The 16797-nt window shown below is 63.5% G+C and carries 16 protein-coding genes and 1 pseudogene; 3 read left to right on the forward strand and 14 right to left on the reverse strand.

The window, feature by feature from the left end:
• Nucleotides 1–91 precede the first annotated feature (91 nt).
• From ELS24_RS31385 to ELS24_RS21715, 4 genes are read right to left on the reverse strand one after another with little or no spacing between them, the layout of a single operon-like run.
• Nucleotides 92–349 carry a hypothetical protein gene (locus tag ELS24_RS31385; RefSeq protein WP_240669356.1) on the reverse strand — a complete coding sequence of 86 codons (258 nt, stop codon included), beginning with the start codon at nucleotides 347–349 and terminating at the stop codon, nucleotides 92–94.
• Nucleotides 325–1044: a DUF4880 domain-containing protein gene (locus tag ELS24_RS21705; RefSeq protein WP_240669357.1), complete on the reverse strand. Its 720-nt coding sequence runs from the start codon at nucleotides 1042–1044 to the stop codon at nucleotides 325–327. The genes ELS24_RS31385 and ELS24_RS21705 overlap by 25 nt, the downstream gene beginning before the upstream one ends.
• Before the next feature lie 8 nt (nucleotides 1045–1052).
• Entirely contained in the window at nucleotides 1053–1628 is a 576-nt protein-coding gene (locus tag ELS24_RS21710) for an RNA polymerase sigma factor (RefSeq protein WP_127185340.1), read from the reverse strand.
• Nucleotides 1618–2289 carry an STN domain-containing protein gene (locus ELS24_RS21715; RefSeq protein WP_050450433.1) on the reverse strand — a complete coding sequence of 224 codons (672 nt, stop codon included), beginning with the start codon at nucleotides 2287–2289 and terminating at the stop codon, nucleotides 1618–1620. Before ELS24_RS21715 ends, ELS24_RS21710 begins: the two co-directional genes overlap by 11 nt.
• A gap of 222 nt (nucleotides 2290–2511) precedes the next feature.
• Here ELS24_RS21715 and ELS24_RS21720 point away from each other — a divergent pair, with 222 nt between their 5' ends.
• Complete coding sequence (locus ELS24_RS21720) at nucleotides 2512–2880, forward strand: hypothetical protein (protein ID WP_127185341.1); 369 nt, start codon at nucleotides 2512–2514, stop codon at nucleotides 2878–2880.
• Between the two features lie 19 nt (nucleotides 2881–2899).
• Here ELS24_RS21720 and ELS24_RS21725 read toward each other — a convergent pair whose 3' ends face one another.
• The 10 genes and pseudogenes from ELS24_RS21725 to ELS24_RS21770 form a co-directional block, all read right to left on the reverse strand.
• Nucleotides 2900–3265 (reverse strand): cupin domain-containing protein, encoded by a 366-nt coding sequence (locus ELS24_RS21725; RefSeq protein WP_127185342.1) that lies wholly within the window; start codon nucleotides 3263–3265, stop codon nucleotides 2900–2902.
• Between the two features lie 14 nt (nucleotides 3266–3279).
• Entirely contained in the window at nucleotides 3280–3834 is a 555-nt protein-coding gene (locus ELS24_RS21730; protein WP_127185343.1) for a helix-turn-helix domain-containing protein, read from the reverse strand.
• A 146-nt stretch (nucleotides 3835–3980) separates the two neighbouring features.
• Nucleotides 3981–4763 (reverse strand): aldolase, encoded by a 783-nt coding sequence (locus ELS24_RS21735; RefSeq protein ID WP_127185344.1) that lies wholly within the window; start codon nucleotides 4761–4763, stop codon nucleotides 3981–3983.
• Nucleotides 4764–4877: 114 nt separating this feature from the next.
• Nucleotides 4878–5840 carry a Bug family tripartite tricarboxylate transporter substrate binding protein gene (locus tag ELS24_RS21740; protein ID WP_127185345.1) on the reverse strand — a complete coding sequence of 321 codons (963 nt, stop codon included), beginning with the start codon at nucleotides 5838–5840 and terminating at the stop codon, nucleotides 4878–4880.
• Nucleotides 5841–6469: 629 nt separating this feature from the next.
• Nucleotides 6470–7213, reverse strand: a complete 744-nt coding sequence (locus ELS24_RS21745) for an IS3 family transposase (RefSeq protein ID WP_240669358.1) — start codon at nucleotides 7211–7213, stop codon at nucleotides 6470–6472.
• Between the two features lie 88 nt (nucleotides 7214–7301).
• Nucleotides 7302–7616 carry a DUF1153 domain-containing protein gene (locus tag ELS24_RS21750; protein WP_050446432.1) on the reverse strand — a complete coding sequence of 105 codons (315 nt, stop codon included), beginning with the start codon at nucleotides 7614–7616 and terminating at the stop codon, nucleotides 7302–7304.
• A gap of 407 nt (nucleotides 7617–8023) precedes the next feature.
• Nucleotides 8024–9031: a Bug family tripartite tricarboxylate transporter substrate binding protein gene (locus ELS24_RS21760; RefSeq protein WP_050447800.1), complete on the reverse strand. Its 1008-nt coding sequence runs from the start codon at nucleotides 9029–9031 to the stop codon at nucleotides 8024–8026.
• A gap of 55 nt (nucleotides 9032–9086) precedes the next feature.
• On the reverse strand, nucleotides 9087–10445 hold the full coding sequence (locus tag ELS24_RS21765; protein WP_428839706.1) for a CaiB/BaiF CoA transferase family protein: 1359 nt from the start codon (nucleotides 10443–10445) through the stop codon (nucleotides 9087–9089).
• 54 nt (nucleotides 10446–10499) lie between these two features.
• Nucleotides 10500–11533, reverse strand: a pseudogene (locus tag ELS24_RS31765) (CoA transferase); the annotation flags it as partial.
• A 33-nt stretch (nucleotides 11534–11566) separates the two neighbouring features.
• Nucleotides 11567–14884, reverse strand: a complete 3318-nt coding sequence (locus tag ELS24_RS21770) for an acetyl-CoA carboxylase family protein (RefSeq protein ID WP_127185347.1) — start codon at nucleotides 14882–14884, stop codon at nucleotides 11567–11569.
• Between the two features lie 272 nt (nucleotides 14885–15156).
• Here ELS24_RS21770 and ELS24_RS21775 point away from each other — a divergent pair, with 272 nt between their 5' ends.
• Both ELS24_RS21775 and ELS24_RS21780 read left to right on the forward strand, forming a co-directional pair.
• A complete protein-coding gene (locus ELS24_RS21775) occupies nucleotides 15157–16086 on the forward strand; it encodes a LysR family transcriptional regulator (RefSeq protein WP_127185348.1) in 930 nt (309 codons plus the stop codon).
• 248 nt (nucleotides 16087–16334) lie between these two features.
• Entirely contained in the window at nucleotides 16335–16742 is a 408-nt protein-coding gene (locus ELS24_RS21780; protein ID WP_240669360.1) for a Zn-ribbon domain-containing OB-fold protein, read from the forward strand.
• Nucleotides 16743–16797 lie beyond the last annotated feature (55 nt).

Below are 16797 nucleotides of genomic sequence, written 5' to 3' on the forward strand. Positions count from 1 at the left end.
TGTTCGTCACCTAGAACAAGACAGACGGATTGAAAAATGCAGACCAGAACCCTGTCATAAATATTTCATCGAGCGACGAGTCGCCCCGTGCTTATGACAACAGGACGACGCCGGCGGGTAGGTGTGTCACACGCGCGCCATAGGCATCGCGGATCAAGCGTTCGGCATCGGCCACCTGCGCCAACGAGAAGCGGGCTTGAACCAGACGCTGGCCCAGTTGCTCATTCATCAGCACCAGGCGGCCGCGCCGGTAGCGGTTCAATTCTTCGACCACCTGCGCCAGCGGCTGCTGGTTGAACACCAGCCATCCCTGACGCCACGCGGTCACCACGGCGGGGTCCACCTGCACGGGGGCATCACCCGCGTATCGTCATAGCGCAACTCACGATTGGCCACCACGTCGAACACGCCTTGCGCGTGCACCAGGCGCAGCGATCCCGACAGGCAGCAAAGGCGCGCCTGACCGTCGATGTAGCGCAGGTTGAAGCTGGCGTCCCGCGCGGTGATCCGGCCCTTGCCAGCCACCACGACGGCGGCCGTTGCACCGCTGCGGATTTCCGCTTCGCCATCGGCCAATTCAATAATCGGGCCACCGGCATCGTGATCGACGTTGATGCGCGTCAACGTGTTCATGTCCACGTCCAGCGCACTGCCTAGTGACACCCGGCGTTGTTCGCCCGCCGCCGTGCGGTAGTCCGCCCCCAAGGTATCCACGCCCGGCCACAGGCCCAGCGGCGGCTTAAATGCCAGATAGGCCGCCGACGCGGCCAGCGCGCCGCCCAGGAATGCACGACGACCCGTGAAGACCGGCTTGCGCGCACGGCTGCGCGCACCCTCGGCGACCACTTCCTGGACGGCCGGCCCCAGGCCTTCCCACAACTGCTTTTGCTGGGCAAAGGCCGCTTGGTGTCGGCTGTCGGCGCGTAGCCACTCGCGAAACGCCTGCGCGTCGTGCTCGGTGGCGCGGCCCGAGGTCAGCGCCAACAGCCAGTCCCGCGCCTCGCGGGTGGCGGCGTCTTCTTTGTTCTTGTTTCTTCCGGGCATGCTCATCGTCAGCGCCATGGTTCTTCGTCCCGGCACGCGGCACGGGGGACCGGGGCCGACCCGCCCTTTCCGCTCCCTGCCACGAGCAGTTCGCGCGCGCAATGTTCCAGCGCGCGTTTGAGTTCTTTGGATACGATGCGTTCCGACACGCCGTAGCGTCGGGCAATCTCGGCATGCGGCAACTCGTGCACGCGCGCGGCCAGCACCATCTGCTGCGTGCGCTCGGGCAACTGGCGCAGCGCGCGCTGGAATGCGTCGATCTGATCGCGGCCCTGCGCAATGCGCGCCGGGTCCGCGGCCTCGTCCGCCAGGTGGATCAGTTCGCTGATCTCAACCCCGGTCAGCAGCCGGGAGTCGCGCCGCCGCTGATCTTCCGCGATATTCAGCGCCACGCGAAACAGGTAGGCGGCAGGCTGCTGGATAGACGAACTGGCTGGCAGGTCATTGACCTTCAAGAACGCTTCCTGCATCGCGTCATGTGCCAGGTCATCCGAGCCCAAGCGGCGCTTGAGCTGATTGCGAAAGTCGTTGTAGCGCTCCAGAAACAAGGCCCGCAACGGGTTTTCCGGCTTGTTATCCCGCACTGCCGCCCCCCCGCTCCGTGTCGCATTCCGCCGCGCTGCGCGGCAGCAACAACACCGTCAGGGGTTGCGGCGTGCCCGCCGGCAAAGGGCCGATCACCGCGCCACGCAGCGCCGCTTCCAGCCGACCATCCAGGCTGGCCTGACCGGTGCTTGACACCCACGCCACGCGGCTGATGCGCCAGGCTTTGTCGAACCACAATTGCGCCAACGCGCGATAGCTGCCCGGCTGCGTGCCGGCCGCCTTGCACAAGGCGCGTTTCAGCGCGGTTTGCACCACGGCGGCGTAGGGCGTGTCGCGCAAGCGCCGGCCCGTGCTGGACGCGGCCTCATCCGCCTTGGAGACCAGCGTGAACGACCGCGCGCTGGCATAGCGAATGGACAAGGGCGAACCGGCCAGCAGCTTGCGCAACGCCTCGCTGGGTGTGTAGACGCCCACCACCGCCGGGGCCTGCCGGCCGGCGGTCAACGTGCTGTCCACCAACACCGTCAGGCCGCTTGCCAGGCTGTATTCAACAAGCGCCTGCGCAAGCGGCTGCGCCGCAATCTCGAATCGAATGGATGAGGTGGGCGGCGCGGCATGGCCTGCCTGCGCCAGCGCCAACAGGCCGCAGGCCAGACAGGCGCGCAGCACTCCGCCGCGCCCCTTGAAGGCGCCGCTCATAAACGTGACCGCAAAGGGAAGGTGCCTGACATGGCCGCAACAGAGGACACCGGAATGTCCGCCCTGACAAAAGCCGCCATGCTAGAGGCGCTGAATGACGCATTCGTGACACAACATGCGCGTCAGCCGCGCCGTCGCCACGCAACGGTCACCTGCGCGCCTGTTGCCGTCCCTATACTTCCTGGGTTGCTCCGGCCGGCGGGGCGTCTTCAAGGAGCGCGCATGCGCACGGTGCCCCGGGCCCTTGGCCAGCTGTTTTTATTATTGTTGGCCGCGATGTTGATGCATGCGCCCGTGTCGGCCAACGACACCCAAGTGGCGCCCGCCGCCAAACCATCCGCCAAACCGGCAGGCGCCGCCGACGGCGCCTGCATCGACACCGAGGTCAATGGCTATCGGGCCTTGTCCTACGACTGCCTGAACCAGAAGATGGCGCCGGCCGCCACGGCCAGGCCCGCGCCCCAATTGGAATCCGAAGCCGTCACGCAGCGTCCGCCCAACCAGATGGGACTGCCCACGCCCGCCACCATCGGCAACCGCATGGGCAATACGTTCGGCACGTCGGCGTACCCGCAACGGCCACCGCGATAGCCGCCATCGCGGCTTGCCTTCACGCCGTGCGGCTGATGAAGTAGATCTTCTTCACGAACTGGTCCACTTCCCAACGGCCCGTATAGCCTTCGGGCATGACGAAGGCCTGGCCCACCGTCAGTTCATGCACCGTGCCGTCCGGGTCGACCAGACGCGCCGCGCCTTCGATGATGGTGCCGAATTCGATATAGCCGGTGGTGTTGGCCTGGAACACGCCCGCGGTGCTTTCCCATACGCCGGCTTCGGCCTTGCCGGCGTTGCCCTCGAAGAAGGTCTCCGACATAAAAGCCGTGTCGCCCGAGATCGGGCGGCGCGGCTTGCCCGGCACCGGGTTTTTCAGAGGGCCGGCGTCAATGCAGACCAGGCGGGAAGGATCGTGTGTCATGGCTTGCCTTGGGTTCAATGCGCCGCCACCACCAGCACTTCAGCCATGGCGCGGCTGACCGTGCGCATGCGGTGCGGCAGTTCGGAATCAAAGTAGAGGGAATCGCCGGTTTCCAGGCGCAACTGGCGTTCGCCCACGTGGACCTCGATGGCGCCCTTGAGCACCAGCAGAAACTCTTCGCCCGGGTGCGGAAACACCGCGGTCGCGTCGGGAAATTCGCGCGGCGGATGCACCACGAAGGGCTCCATCGCCTTGACCTTGCGGCGTCCGGCGAGCGACTCGTAATGGTATTGCGAGCCCAGCCCCCCACGTTGCAGGGCCTCGCGGTCGGCCACGCGCACCAGGCTGACCACTTCGTCCTGCGCGGCGTCATCCGCGCCCACCAATTGCGACACGCCCACGCCATAGGCTTCGGCCAGGCGCAGCACCGTCGAAATCGACGGTTCGCTCAAGCCGCGCTCAAGTTTGGACAGATAGCTTTTGGTCAGCCCGGTGCGCTGCGCCAGCTGTTCCAGGGACAGGGCTTGCTGACGGCGCAGGGTGCGTAGGCGGTGGGGCAGATCAATCATGGGCGGGAGGGCAAAAATCCGACCGGTAAGCATGCCCGAAACCGACGCCGCCGTCGAGCGCTCTGCGCCTTCACGGTGCTTGGCTTCCCGCTCTACGCCAGGACGCTCTACACCTGATCGGCCTTTCTCCCCCCTGCCCCTGTGGCTTACGCCAGCACGTCCGGGTGCGAGCGCAGCGCGCGGCGCGCGTAATAAGAAAAGCCGACTTGCGAGCGCTTGGGCGTCAAGATCCAGTCGTGCGCCTCGCGGCCCAGCGCGGGCGGAATGGGTTGAATCTTGCCAGCAGACATCGCCAGCAATTGCATGCGCGCCGCGCGTTCGAATTGCAGCGCCAGCACGCAAGCCTCTTCCACCGAACCCGCCGCGATCAGCATGCCGTGATGCGACAGCAGAATGGCGCGCTTGTCGCCCAGCGCGGCCGAGATGAGCTCGCCTTCTTCATTGCCCACCGGCACGCCCGGCCAGTCCTTCAAAAACGCCACATCGTCGTACAGCGTGCAGTTGTCCATGTGCGACACCTCCAGCGGCACCTCCAGCATGGACAGCGACGCCACATGCAACGGGTGCGTATGGATGATGCAGTTCACATCGGGCCGCGCGCGGTATATCCACGAATGAAAACGGTTGGCCGGGTTGGGCATGCCGCCGCCCTCTTGCACGCGCAGATCCTCGTCCACCACCAACAGATTGCTGGCCGTGATCTCGTCAAAGCCCAGGCCCAGGCGTTGCGTGTAATAGCGGCCAGGCTCCGGCGCGCGCGCCGTGATCTGCCCGGCCAGGCCGGAATCGTGCCCACCGTCGAACAGAATGCGGCAGGTCAGCGCCAGCCGTTCGCGCAGGCTCCATTGCGGCGCGTCGAACTGGCGCTGCATTTCGGCTTGCGCCCGCGCAATCAGCTCGTCTTTTCCCAGGTGCATCGTATCGCTCATCATGTCTCCGTCATGCCGTGTTCAACCACGGCGTAAGTCCTGAATTTCTTGCTGGATTGCTTGCTGAATTGCCCACGCAATGGCATCCCGGATTGCAGTCCGGGATGCCTGCCATCAATCCATCTTGATATCGGCGCGCTTCACGATGTCGGCCCATTTTGATTTTTCGGCCTTGATGAAGCGCTGGTATTCGTCTGCCGACCCGGTATACAACTGCGTGCCCTGGGAAGCCAAACGGTCTTTCAGTTGCGGGGACGCCAGCGTCTTTTGCAGGGCGGCGTTCAAGGCAGCCAGCACCTCCGGCGGCGTGCCGGCCGGCGCAAAGAACGCATTCCAGGAACTGATCTGCAAAGCGGCGTCGCCCACTTCGGCGCTGGAGGGCACAGCCGGCGCCGCCGCCAAACGCTCGCCCGACGCCACCGCCAGGGCATGCAGCTTGCCCGAGGCCACATGCGGCATGATGACGGAACTGGCGTCCATCACCACATCCACCTGCTGACCCACCGCGGCATTGACGGCTTCGCTGCCGCTCTTGAACGGCACATGCACAATATCCACGCCAGCCGTCAGCTTCAGCAGTTCGAGGCCCAGATGGGGCGAACTGGCGTTACCCGCCGACCCAAAGTTCAAGCGCCCGGGATTGGCCTTTGCATAGGTCACGAAGGCGTCGAACGTGGAAGCGGGCACCCCCGCCCGCACCGCCAGCACAAACGGCGACCCGGACACCATGCCCACCGGCGCGAACGCATTCGCGTCATAGCTGAGCTTTTTGTAGATCAGCGGGTTAACCACCTGCGTGCCCACCGTTCCCATGAAGATCGTGTAGCCATCGGGCGGCGCCGTGGCTGCTACCTGTGCGGCGATGACGCCACCCGCGCCGGGGCGGTTTTCAATGACGAGCGTTTGGCCCAAGGCATCGCCCATGCCCTTGCCCACCTGCCGCGCAACGATATCGGTGATGCCTCCCGCGCCGAAAGGCACGATCAACCGGATGGTGCGTTCCGGATACGCAGCCTGCGCGCCGCTCGTCAAACCCAGCGCTATGGTCAGCGCGGCTATCCTGCGAAAAACTTTCATGCCATTCCCCTTGATTGCGCCGTGTCGGCTTTAATGACACAAAGTGTCCTATAGGGGATTGAGTTTCCGCAAGGGGAATGTGATTGGGGGATACCCTGAGCGGCGGGGATAGAGTTCGCCTTTTTCGTTGAAATTCGCCTTTTGGCTTTGATGGGGAACTCCTGCTATTGCGCGGGCATCTTCTCTTCTTCTGTGCAGATGGGCGGCGTGCAGATTGAAGAAAGGCGAACTTTGCGATAGACGCAATTACATTAGCGTGACAGCCCAAGGCGGCAGATTTGGGATATGCCCGTGCGGGAATTGGGGAGGAGACATGGACGTCTCAGGGCACTCGGCTATTGGGAAATGTCAGAGTAGGCAGCGCAGTGCTTTGTGTGGAATGGCCCCTGTGGCAAGTGCCCGCTTTCGGCTGCGAGCCGTCCTTGTCGAAGGGCCGAGGACGACCCATTGCAGTCGGTCGAGGTGGCTATCATTTCTCGTATAGCAGGTATAGCTGGTCCGCCAACCCAGTGCCAACGAAGAACCCGGTGTGGGCCCTACCGGGAACAGCGCCTGAGCTGCCCTACCACGTCTTGTTCAACGGCACGGTCGTATGCCAATTTGTAATGACCCAGCAGAACCTGCTCAGGTTAAGCGGCTAATGCAAATGCCTCAGCCGGGGTCTTCATGCCGAGCGCCTGGTGCGGGCGCCGGTGGTTATAAAAGCGTATCCAGTCCCCTACCACGCGGCTGGCGTGCTGGATGGTCTCGAAGCGATGCCGATGCGTGCATTGCTCTTTCAACGTGCGGATCACGCGTTCGACCATCCCGTTCTGTTGCGGGCAGTGCGGCGTGATGAACTCTTGGCGCAGCCCGTAGCCTCGCACCAACGCTGTATAGCTACGAGAGGTGAAGACCAACCCGTTGTCGGATCGCAGCAGGAACGGCACAGGCACGCGGCCCAGCGTTCCGAAGCGGGCGATCAGGGCATGTTCCAGTGCGCTTCCTGCGGTGCAGGCCTTGCCGCTGCGCGACAGATGCCAGCCCAGCAACTCCCGGGTATGGCAGTCAATCACCAGCGCCAGCGTCGCCCAGCCATCCCGACCCGCCCAGACGCGGCACAGATCCGTCGACCAGCGCTCGTTAGGCCTCGTGGCCACCGACGGCAATGCTTGGATCCGGGGCCTGAAGCCGATGGGCCGCTTGCGGACCTGCCAGCCCATCAACTGGAACACGCGCTGCACGGTGTTCTTGTTGAACCCCAACAGATGCGCCACCGTTCGATAGCCAAACGACGGCGATTCTTCGATCAGCGCCTTGATGGGCGCGACAAACTGCGGATCGAGCTTTGGCGATGCCTTCACCGCCTTGTAGTAGACGGTGCGGCGAGGCACGTTGAACCAGCGGCACAGCTTGGCGATCGAGACGGTGATGCCGTCGGCTTGCAGTCCCTGGTGGATCGTCGGGGACGCCCAGTCTCGATCACTTCTCGTCCTCGCCCAGCAGGGACTGCAATTTTTTTCTCGCGCGAAGCTCCAGCATCGCCTCGCCGTAGGCCTCTTGAAGGTCCTTGAGCTGGCGCTCGTACTGCTCGCGCACGTCCTGTGGATTGGCCCGCAAGGCATTCTCCATGCCCCGCTTGCCATCGTCGACCCACTGTTCGACCTCTGAGGGCGACAGGTCGTATTGGCGGCTGGCCTCTGCGACGGTGACCTTGCCTTGAATGATGTCCAGCACTAGCGCGCTCTTGCGCTTGGCCGTCCAGCGTTTGATGTCGTCTTCCATCTTCATGCTCATCGTCAATTCCCTCGATTATGACGTGAGCAGGTTTTCACTGGGTCATTACATGCCCTTGATCGAGCCTGTGCTCATCCGCCGAAACCCCGCTTCACTCAGTTATTGAGCGACCCGGGTCAGCCCGCGCATCCGGTCGGCCTGGGTCGTGTGGCTGCCGTCTTTGTTGCGCCGGCATAGCTGCCGTAGCCCATAGGTCAGATCGTCCATTCAGCGCCCCAATAGTGTTGTGTCTTGTCCTGCTTTCTGAGATCGAATCGGTTAGTGAAGTTGCCGGCTCGCCAAGGCGAGACTCCCGAAGGACAAGGGCATGGTGCTCAGAACACCGGTTTTCCTCATATGAGGCGTCCGCCATGCCTGGCAAGCCCACGGCAAGACGCCTCCCCGGCGTCCGCCGCTTCAGCCTGGCCTCAATCGATGACGATGTTCTCCCGCTTTACCACAAGAGAAAGCTGGTCGACCTCACGCCCGATGCGCGTGGACAACTCCTTCGGATTGCTCATGACGACGCTACCCTGCGCACTCAGTGTGGTATTGGCGGCAGGCTGCTCCATCGCGCGCTTGGACTGCTCGTACAAGGTGTCGACGATCTGGGCAGGCGTGCCTGCCGGGGCGAACAGGCCCAGCCAGAAAGTGACATCGATGTTCGGATAGCCTGCCTCGGCCATCGTCGGGATATCCGGCATTTGGGAAATCCGTTGCTTCTGCGTGACTGCCAGGGCTTTCAACTTGCCGGCCGCCACTTGCGGTGCGCTGGCCAGCGTATCGAAAGACGTGTTCACCTCGCCCGCCATGACCGCCATGCTTGCTTGCGCGGCTGATTTGTATGGGATATGGGTTGCCTTGAACTGGGTGTCATTGCTCAGTCGCGCAAACGCCAGATGGGCCAGGTTGCCTTGGCCTCCCGACCCATAGGTGAGCTCGCCCGGATTCTTTCTGGCGTACGCAACCAGATCCTTGACCGACTTGATGGAGTGCTTCTTGGCCCATTCGGGGTTGACGTTCAGAATGAACGGCGCGTCCAGTACCAGGGCGATGGGCGCGAAATCCTTGGTCTTGTACTGGGAGTTCTTGTAGATCAAGGGGTTGACGGTGATGCTGCTGCTGTTGGTGGCCAGCAGCGTGTAGCCGTCCGGCGCCGAACGGGCCACCTCGGCCGCCCCGATCGATCCATTGGCGCCGCCCTTGTTCTCGACGATGACGGGCTGCTTGAGCGTCTTGGACAAAGAATCCGACAGCAGGCGAGCCATCGTGTCCGTGATCGAACCGGCCGGGAACGGCACGATGATCTTGATGGCTTTAGTGGGCCATGCGTTGTCCTGCGCGAACGCGGCAGGTGACCCCAACCCCAATGCCGACGCCACGGCGACATGAGCGGAAGTGATGAGGAAGTTACGGCGCGAATTGGATGTAGTCATTGTTTGTCTCCACGAAAGTTAGATCTTGTGTATTGCATCGTGCTTGCGCGGCTTGTCAGGCCGCCTTCCTGGTTGCGGTGTTTCCTATGATTCCGTCTCGTTCCAGTGTCTGTTGCTGATCCACGCTCATGCCCAGCACGCGCGAAAATACATCGCCATTGTGCTGCCCGAGCGTAGGCGCCGGACGCACCGCCGCGACCGTAGCGGCCGGCTCCCTGAACCAGGGCGTGGTCGCCAGAAATTCGCCGATATAAGGGCGGGACGTTGCCTTGAAAAACTCACGGGCCCTGAGATGCGGGTCATCGAGCACCGTCCAGATCGGCTTGACCTCTCCTGCGCTGATACCGGCCTGCTGCAGTTCGGCCATTGCGCTTTGCGCGGAGCGCGCGCGGGCCCATGCGTTGATCCTGCGGTCTATCTTTTCCTGCCGGGTCCGTCGGCCTGCCGCCGTCTCCAGAGCAGGGTCCAGGCCAAGATCCGCCGCCTGCATGACCGTCAGCAATGCCTGCCATTGCGCATCGCTCGTGATGCTTACCACCACCCAGGCGTCATCGCCCGCGCACTGATAAATCCCCTGCGGGGCATGTAGAGGATGCACATTGCCGTTGCGGGGCGTGGTCGTGCCGTGTACGGACTGCTCAATGAGGAACGGCGCTGTCATGGGCAGCATGCATTCCACCTGAGACAGGTTGACGTGGCGCCCCTTGCCCGAGCGTTGCTGCACGAACAGCGCCAGCAACGCCGCCGCCCCCCCGTTGAAGCCACCCACCGGATCACCATAGGCATAGGAGGTCAGCGCGGGTGGGTCCTGCGGGAAACCGGTGTGTTGCGGCAGGCCGCTAGCCTGCTCCAGCGTGCCGCCGTAGGCCCTGATCGTGCTCCACTCATTGCCCGACCCGAATGCCGGCATGGATACCATGACCAAGCGCGGATTGACCTGGGACAGCACGGCATAGTCCAGCCCGAGTTTGGGCAACACCTCGGTCGAGTAGTTCTCGATGACGATATCGGCCTTGGCCACCAGATCGAACAGGACCGCACGCCCTTCCGCACGGGTCAGATCAAGCGTGATGCCCAACTTGTTGCGGTTCATCAGCGCAAAGTTCGAGTTCTTTTCGTATAGCTTTTCCTGATAGAACTCATCGGTGTAATGCGTGCCCCGCCACCAGTCCGGATAGCCCGTGCTTTCAACCTTGATGACTTCCGCGCCAAAGTCCGCCAGCGTCCTTGCGGCCAATGGCCCGGCCCACCCCATCGTCAGATCTACCACGCGGATTTTTCGTAAGGGCAGCGCACCCGGCGCAGCCCTGGCCAAGCCAGCGGCCGGCGTCAGACGCTGCGCTTCACGGTAGCGGGGGCCGTCAGCATCCAGAAGCGCGGCCTTACCGCCCGGCAAAGGCCCCGCATCGCCCATGGGCAGCGGAACGACCGGCCCCTCGAATTCAGCCGCCCCAACCTTGACGGGAACAAAAGCGCCGCGTTCGCGATGCACGCCTTGTTGAAGCAGTTCTGCCATGGTCGGCACGATGACCGCGGGAAATTTCTCCTTGCGCAGCACATCGAACCATTCCTCTGCTGTCCTGGCGCGCAGGCTGGGAATCAGGAACGCATCGATTTCGTCCGCATGGATCATACGGGTCGGCCCACTCGCAAAACGCGGGTCCGCGGCCAGGTCCGGGTGGCCGATGGCAGCGCACAGCGCTGCCCACTGCGGGCCGGTATGGGCGAACAGCCCAATCCAGCCCTGCTTTGTCTCGTAGATGCCGGCGGGATGCGCTGTGCAGAACCGGTTGACACCCAGCCGGGCCAAGGGATGCCGGCCATCCTGCACCATGCCGGCTTCCATCTCCACCAGCGAAAACGCAACCTCATGGATGCTCAGCAGATAACGCCGGCTGCCGTCGGATCGTCCCAGCAAGGCGGCGGTCGCGCTTGAGAATGCCGCGACACCGGCGGCAATGGCGGTCTGAATATCGTGCGGCAGATGGGGGGGCCCTGCGCCGCGCCACTGCAATACACCGTGCCGGCCAGGGCGCGGCACACAGCCTCGGTGCCCGCGAAACCACTGTAGGGTCCGGACTCGCCGAACCAGGTCAGACATACCTCGATGGGCGCATTGCCCTGGCCGTCATTCCCATCGCCCGCGTACACAGGGCGCTTCAGAACCTCCAAGCCTTCGTCCAGGGCCCGGGCGTCAAGAATCACATCGCATGTCCGCGCAAGCCCTGACAGCCACGCGGGTTCCGCGCCTGTCTTTCCACGACGGGCCACGCTGCGCTTGTTGGTATTAAGCCAGGCATGCAAGGCGCTTGCGGACTCGCCATCGGCCTTGTTCAACAGGGGCGGCAGGCGGCGCAGCGTGTCGCCGTCGGCGTCCTCCAGCTTGATGACCTCGGCGCCAAAATCCGCAAAGAGCTTCCCGGCATAAGCCACTGCCGCTCCGCAGCCGATTTCAAGTACGCGCAACCCGGAGAAGGCGAGCCGGCTTTCAGATGTATGCATAGTCGCAACCTGTTCCAAGAGACTTCGCCTTGATTACCAGGTATCGACAAAGGCGCGGCGGGCACGGCCGGCACGCACAGATGCCGACGCGATGCCTTGGCGTATCCACGTGCGGGTCTGCGCGGGATCGATGACTGCGTCAATCTCCGTCGTGGACGCGACATTGATGGCATGCCCGCGCTCGTAGGCGCGAGCCACCAACTGGTCGTAAAGCGCCTGGCGCTCCGGCCCTTCGGGGACGTTCTCGAGTTCCTTCTTGAAGCCCAGCCGGATGGACCCTTCCAGGCCCATGGGGCCGAATTCGCCCGTTGGCCACGACACCGCGCAACTGGCCGAGCGAAAGCCCCCGCCGGCCATGGCCATGGCTCCCAGACCGTAGCCCTTGCGCAAGGCAATGGCCAAGATAGCGACCCGCAGCTTGGCCGCGACCACGAACATGCGCGACACATGGCGGACTTGCGCCTTGGCCTCTTGCTCCGGCCCGACCATGAATCCCGGCGTATCGATCAACGAAATGATGGGCAGACCGTGGATATCGCAAAGATTCATGAAGCGTGCCGCCTTGTCGGCCGCATCGGCATCGATAGCGCCTCCCAGGTGATGCGGATTGTTGGCGATGATCCCTACAGGCTGCCCTTCCACGCGAGCCAGGGCGGTGTGCATTCCCAGCCCGAACCCCGAGCGCAGCATCAATACACTGCCTACGTCGGCAATGCCTTCGATGACCTTGCGGCTGTCGTAGACACGCAAGCGATTCTCCGGCACCACATGGCGCAGGTGGCGCGGGTCGGGCGCCACCCAGTCCTTGGTGCGGCCCTGGAACATGGACAGATAGTGCTTCGCCGCCGCGACGGCCTGCGCCTCGTTGTCGACCAGGATGTCGATGACGCCATTGGCGAACTGCACCGGCGCGGGGCCGACGTCCTCTGGTCGGAAAATGCCCAGCCCTCCGCCTTCGATCATCGCCGGGCCGGCCATGCCGATGTTGGCGCTCTTGTCCGCGATGATGACATCGCAGACCCCTAGAAAGGCGGCATTGCCCGCGAAACAGCGTCCCGAAACAATGCCCAGCAAAGGCACTTCGCCACTGAGTTCGGCAAGCGCCGCGAACGACGGCTGATACAGCCCGGATACGAACGGAAAATCCACATCGCCCGGCCGACCGCCGCCGCCTTCGGCGAACAACACCATCGGCATTTCGTCGCGGCGGGCACGTTCCACCAACCTGTCGGTCTTGATGTGGTTGCGTTTGCCCTGCGTGCCCGCCAGCACCGTCGCGTCATAGGCCATCACAGCGGTCAGCGACCCGTCGTAGCCGAATGCGTCGCCGTTGACGTTGCCAATGCCGGTGACAATGCCGTCCGCCGGCGTGTTGGCGATCAGGTCTTCCTTGCTGCGGCGGCTGGCCTGCGCGGCAATGACCAGTGCACCAAATTCCACGAACGAGCCTTCATCGCACAGATCGTCCACGTTCTCTCGTGCGGTGCGCTGCCCTCGCGAACGGCGCTTTGCCACGGCCTGCGGGCGCGCGTCATCGTAAAGCGACGCATGGCGGTCGAGAACGGCTTGCAGGTCAGGGCGCACGGCATCCAGATCGATCGCGTCTGTCACGACCTCGTTGTCGACCCCGCTTGATTCCTGTTCCAGCAAGACCAGGATCTCGCCTTCGAGCACATTGCCGCCACTGGCGGCCGGCACCTCGACGACCCTGCCATTGAAATCGGCGACGACGCTGTACTCCATTTTCATCGCTTCGATCACGGCGATGGGTTGGCCCTTGAGCACGAGAGCGCCAGCGCTTACGGACACCTCGACCAGGCGGCCGCTCAACGGCGCGCGCGATGCCGAGAGCCCTTCCGGCACCGCGGCCTGCGCTGCCGGCGGCAGCTTGGCCGCCGACGCGCTGCGCGCCCCCGAATCCCCGATCAGGCTGTCCTTGGCCTGCTGCGCTTGCGCGTACTGCTCGGCCGCTGCAAGCAGTTCCCCAAGGATGCCCTCGATGTAGCGCGTATGGTTGCGCTGCGACAGGAAGTCCTCCCGAGCCACAAGCGCCTGCAAAAGATGGATATTCGTGGCTACGCCAGCAATGCGGAACTCGGCCAGGCAGCGGCGCAACCGCCGCACCACGCCCGAGAAATCGTCACTGCCGCTGAACACGATCAGCTTGGCCAGCAGCGTGTCGAACGCCGGGGCGGGCGAGTACCCGCTGTAGGCATGGGTGTCGACGCGCACTTCGGGGCCGGCGGGCGGCTCGAAACGCTCCAGCCTGCCGTGTGCCGGGCGCGCCATGCCCGTGGCATCGGTCGATTCTGCATTGATGCGGACCTGAATGGCATAACCGTTCAGCCCCGGCGGGTTGTTCGGGTCCACGCCCAGTTCGGCCAGGCGCTTTCCCTGCGCGACCCCGATCTGCAAGGTCACCAGATCCACACCCGTGACCTGCTCGGTAATCGTATGTTCAACCTGCAGCCGGGGATTGGCTTCGATGAATACAAAGTCCGTCTGCACCCCGTGTTCGTTTTCTTCGACCAGAAATTCAAAGGTTCCCAGGCTGCGGTACTCCACCCTGGCCGCCATTTTCTTTGCCGCGGCAAGAATGGCGGCGCGCAGCGTGGCGCTCAGCACCGGGCTGGGCGCGATCTCGACCACTTTCTGAAAGCGGCGCTGCAGCGTGCAATCCCGATCGCCAAGCGCGACCACCGACGCCCCATCGCCGGCAATCTGCACTTCGATATGACGTGCGCGATTGACCAGACGCTCGGCGTACAGCGCGTCCACACCAAAGGCCGACATGGCTTCCGACCGGCAGCGGGCATAGAGCTCGGCGATATCGGCTTTGGACTTGACGACGCGCATCCCGCGTCCGCCGCCTCCGCCGACCGCCTTGATGACGATCCCGACCCCGCCCTGCTCGTCGAAGAACTGTTCGACGTCCGCAAGTGATGCACCTCCTGGCGTGGCGGGCATGACGGGCACGCCGCATTCGCGGGCCAGTTGCAAAGCGCGGCCTTTGTCTCCGAACAGAGCCAAGTGATCGGCGTTCGGGCCGATGAACGTGATTCCCGCCGCATCGCAAGCCAGGGCGAAATCCGCCCTTTCACTCAAGAAGCCATACCCCGGATGGATGGCATCGCAATGCTCGGCCGTGGCTACGGCAATGATGGCGTCGATATCGATATAAGCCGCCGGACCCGAGCCGGCCAGCGCAACCGAGGTATCCGCAAGAATTCGATGCCTTGAGTTTGAGTCGTCCTGGGAATACACCGCGACGCTTTCCAAGCCCAGGTCGCGCACGGCGCGTATGACTCGCACGGCGATTTCGCCACGATTGGCAACCAACACTCTCTTCATGGTGATCCTATGTCTCTGCTCTGACTCTTATGCTCAAGTCCTTGAGCTGCTGCCCGTAGTCATTGCATGTTCCTGCCAGACGAGGCGCGCCTGCGGGCAGGCGCCGAAAAGCACTAACATGGAAACGCATACGCGCAATCGCAGCCCAGCTTGATCCGACGGTTGTCGTTAACTTGGTGAGGATGGTAGGAGTCGTGCCACAGCCGCACAATTCACATTTTTCTCTGACCCCTATAGCCGTTTGGCATGTGTCTCGATAAAAGCAGGCGGAAATGGAACTCAGGCAGTTAAGAACGGTGTTGGCGATCGCGGAAACCGGCAGCCTCACCAAGGCGGCGGAACTGCTGCACGTTGTGCAGCCCGCCCTGTCCCGACAGCTGAAACAGCTGGAAGACGAACTTGGCACTCCGCTTTTCGAGCGCAACCGGCTCGGAATGGTGCTGACCGTGCCAGGCCGCCGGTTTGTCGATCAGGTGCGGGTTTCCCTTAAGGGGCTCAATGAAGCCCGGGCCGACATCGGCGCCGCAAAATCGGAGCTGCTTGGCACGGTGTCCATCGGCATGCTGCCCAGCCTTGCGGCCGCGCTTGCCGGCCCGCTCGTCATCGCGTTGCAGCAGCAGTACCCAAATCTGCGCGTGCGCATCGCCACCGGCTTCTCGGATTTCCTGCAAGAGGGCCTGGAGGGCGGCAAGCTTGATATCTGCCTCATGGGCGACTATCTGCAATCCGAACTTCTGCAGACCTCGCCCGCTTATTCCGAACCCATCTACGTCTTCGGCATGCCGGGATCCGGATTGTCCGAAGACACCCCGATGACGCTTGAGGCCGTCTCCAGAATGCCCATGGTGGTTCCGGAAGCGCGCAGCTTGCGCAACGTGATAGACCGGGCCTGCACCATCCTCGGCGTCAACCTGAATCTGGTTGCCGAGTCGGACAGCACTACGGTCATTCTCGATCTGGTGTTACGCGGCGTCGGCTACACCATCCTGCCAGCCATGCCCATCATGACGATGCTGGCCGAAAAGCGCATCGAAGGCGCTCCCATCATCAGCCCCACGCTGCAACGCACCGTGATCATCGGCACCGCCGTGCTGAACCGCAACCCCCGCCTCGTCAATGTCCTGCATGCCGAGCTGATCCGCCTGCTCGAGCCCTACATCAAACAGTTCGAGAACGTCGGCGTACGCTGGCTGGCTGATTGAGTTCATCTCTCTGCGTGCACCCTCTGCGTGCACCCTCCGCGCGCGAACCCTGCACGCAACGGGCCACGGCCCAGCTATGCTCAATCGCTATGACCCTCGTCAAAATTAGTTAATTGTCCCGAGACGACCCGCCCCCCTAACATCATTTCAGCGTCGTGGCATCGCCAGCAGACAAGCCATGCCCCCAACGGGTGTGTGTCCCGTCCGCCTGCCGGCCAGCCGAGGCCAACGAATCTTGGGAGGCGAATGTGCAGAATTCCTCTAACAGCACACACACAGCGGGCGACGCGGCAGTCGGCCCGGAGCAGTACTTCCAGCGCATGCTCGAACAAGGGCAGTTCATGATTCAGCGCTGCGAAACAACCGGCCGCGCCGTTTTCTATCCTCGAGCCATCTCCCCTTATGGCGGGGGAAGCTTGCGCTGGGAAGCCGCCAGTGGCGACGGCACCATCTATTCGACCACCGTCGTGCGTCAACGCCCCGAACGGGGTGGGAACTATTGCGTCGTCCTGGTGGACCTTGCAGAAGGGCCGCGCCTGATGAGTACCGTTGTCGATATGGAGCCCCTGGCGGTGACGATCGGCATGCGAGTCCGTGCAGAAGTGCGCCGCCAATCCTCTGGCGTGCCGCGCGTGGTGTTTGTGCGCGCGGACTGACCGCGTGTGGTGTTTGTGCGCGCGGACTGACCGCGTGTGGTGTTTGTGCGCGCGG

It is taken from the genome of Achromobacter spanius, from assembly GCF_003994415.1.
In the GTDB taxonomy this organism is placed as follows: Bacteria; Pseudomonadota; Gammaproteobacteria; order Burkholderiales; family Burkholderiaceae_B; genus Achromobacter; species Achromobacter spanius_C.

What these genes read in the sequence shown, in the direction of transcription:
- ELS24_RS21705 (WP_240669357.1), bottom strand. Translation starts at nt 1,044, where the DNA reads ATGCCCGGAAGAAACAAGAACAAAGAAGACGCCGCCACCCGCGAGGCG.
- ELS24_RS21715 (WP_050450433.1), bottom strand. Translation starts at nt 2,289, where the DNA reads ATGAGCGGCGCCTTCAAGGGGCGCGGCGGAGTGCTGCGCGCCTGTCTG.
- ELS24_RS21720 (WP_127185341.1), top strand. Translation starts at nt 2,512, where the DNA reads ATGCGCACGGTGCCCCGGGCCCTTGGCCAGCTGTTTTTATTATTGTTG.
- ELS24_RS21725 (WP_127185342.1), bottom strand. Translation starts at nt 3,265, where the DNA reads ATGACACACGATCCTTCCCGCCTGGTCTGCATTGACGCCGGCCCTCTG.
- ELS24_RS21730 (WP_127185343.1), bottom strand. Translation starts at nt 3,834, where the DNA reads ATGATTGATCTGCCCCACCGCCTACGCACCCTGCGCCGTCAGCAAGCC.
- ELS24_RS21735 (WP_127185344.1), bottom strand. Translation starts at nt 4,763, where the DNA reads ATGAGCGATACGATGCACCTGGGAAAAGACGAGCTGATTGCGCGGGCG.
- ELS24_RS21740 (WP_127185345.1), bottom strand. Translation starts at nt 5,840, where the DNA reads ATGAAAGTTTTTCGCAGGATAGCCGCGCTGACCATAGCGCTGGGTTTG.
- ELS24_RS21750 (WP_050446432.1), bottom strand. Translation starts at nt 7,616, where the DNA reads ATGAGCATGAAGATGGAAGACGACATCAAACGCTGGACGGCCAAGCGC.
- ELS24_RS21760 (WP_050447800.1), bottom strand. Translation starts at nt 9,031, where the DNA reads ATGACTACATCCAATTCGCGCCGTAACTTCCTCATCACTTCCGCTCAT.
- ELS24_RS21765 (WP_428839706.1), bottom strand. Translation starts at nt 10,445, where the DNA reads ATGGGCGATGCGGGGCCTTTGCCGGGCGGTAAGGCCGCGCTTCTGGAT.
- ELS24_RS21770 (WP_127185347.1), bottom strand. Translation starts at nt 14,884, where the DNA reads ATGAAGAGAGTGTTGGTTGCCAATCGTGGCGAAATCGCCGTGCGAGTC.
- ELS24_RS21775 (WP_127185348.1), top strand. Translation starts at nt 15,157, where the DNA reads ATGGAACTCAGGCAGTTAAGAACGGTGTTGGCGATCGCGGAAACCGGC.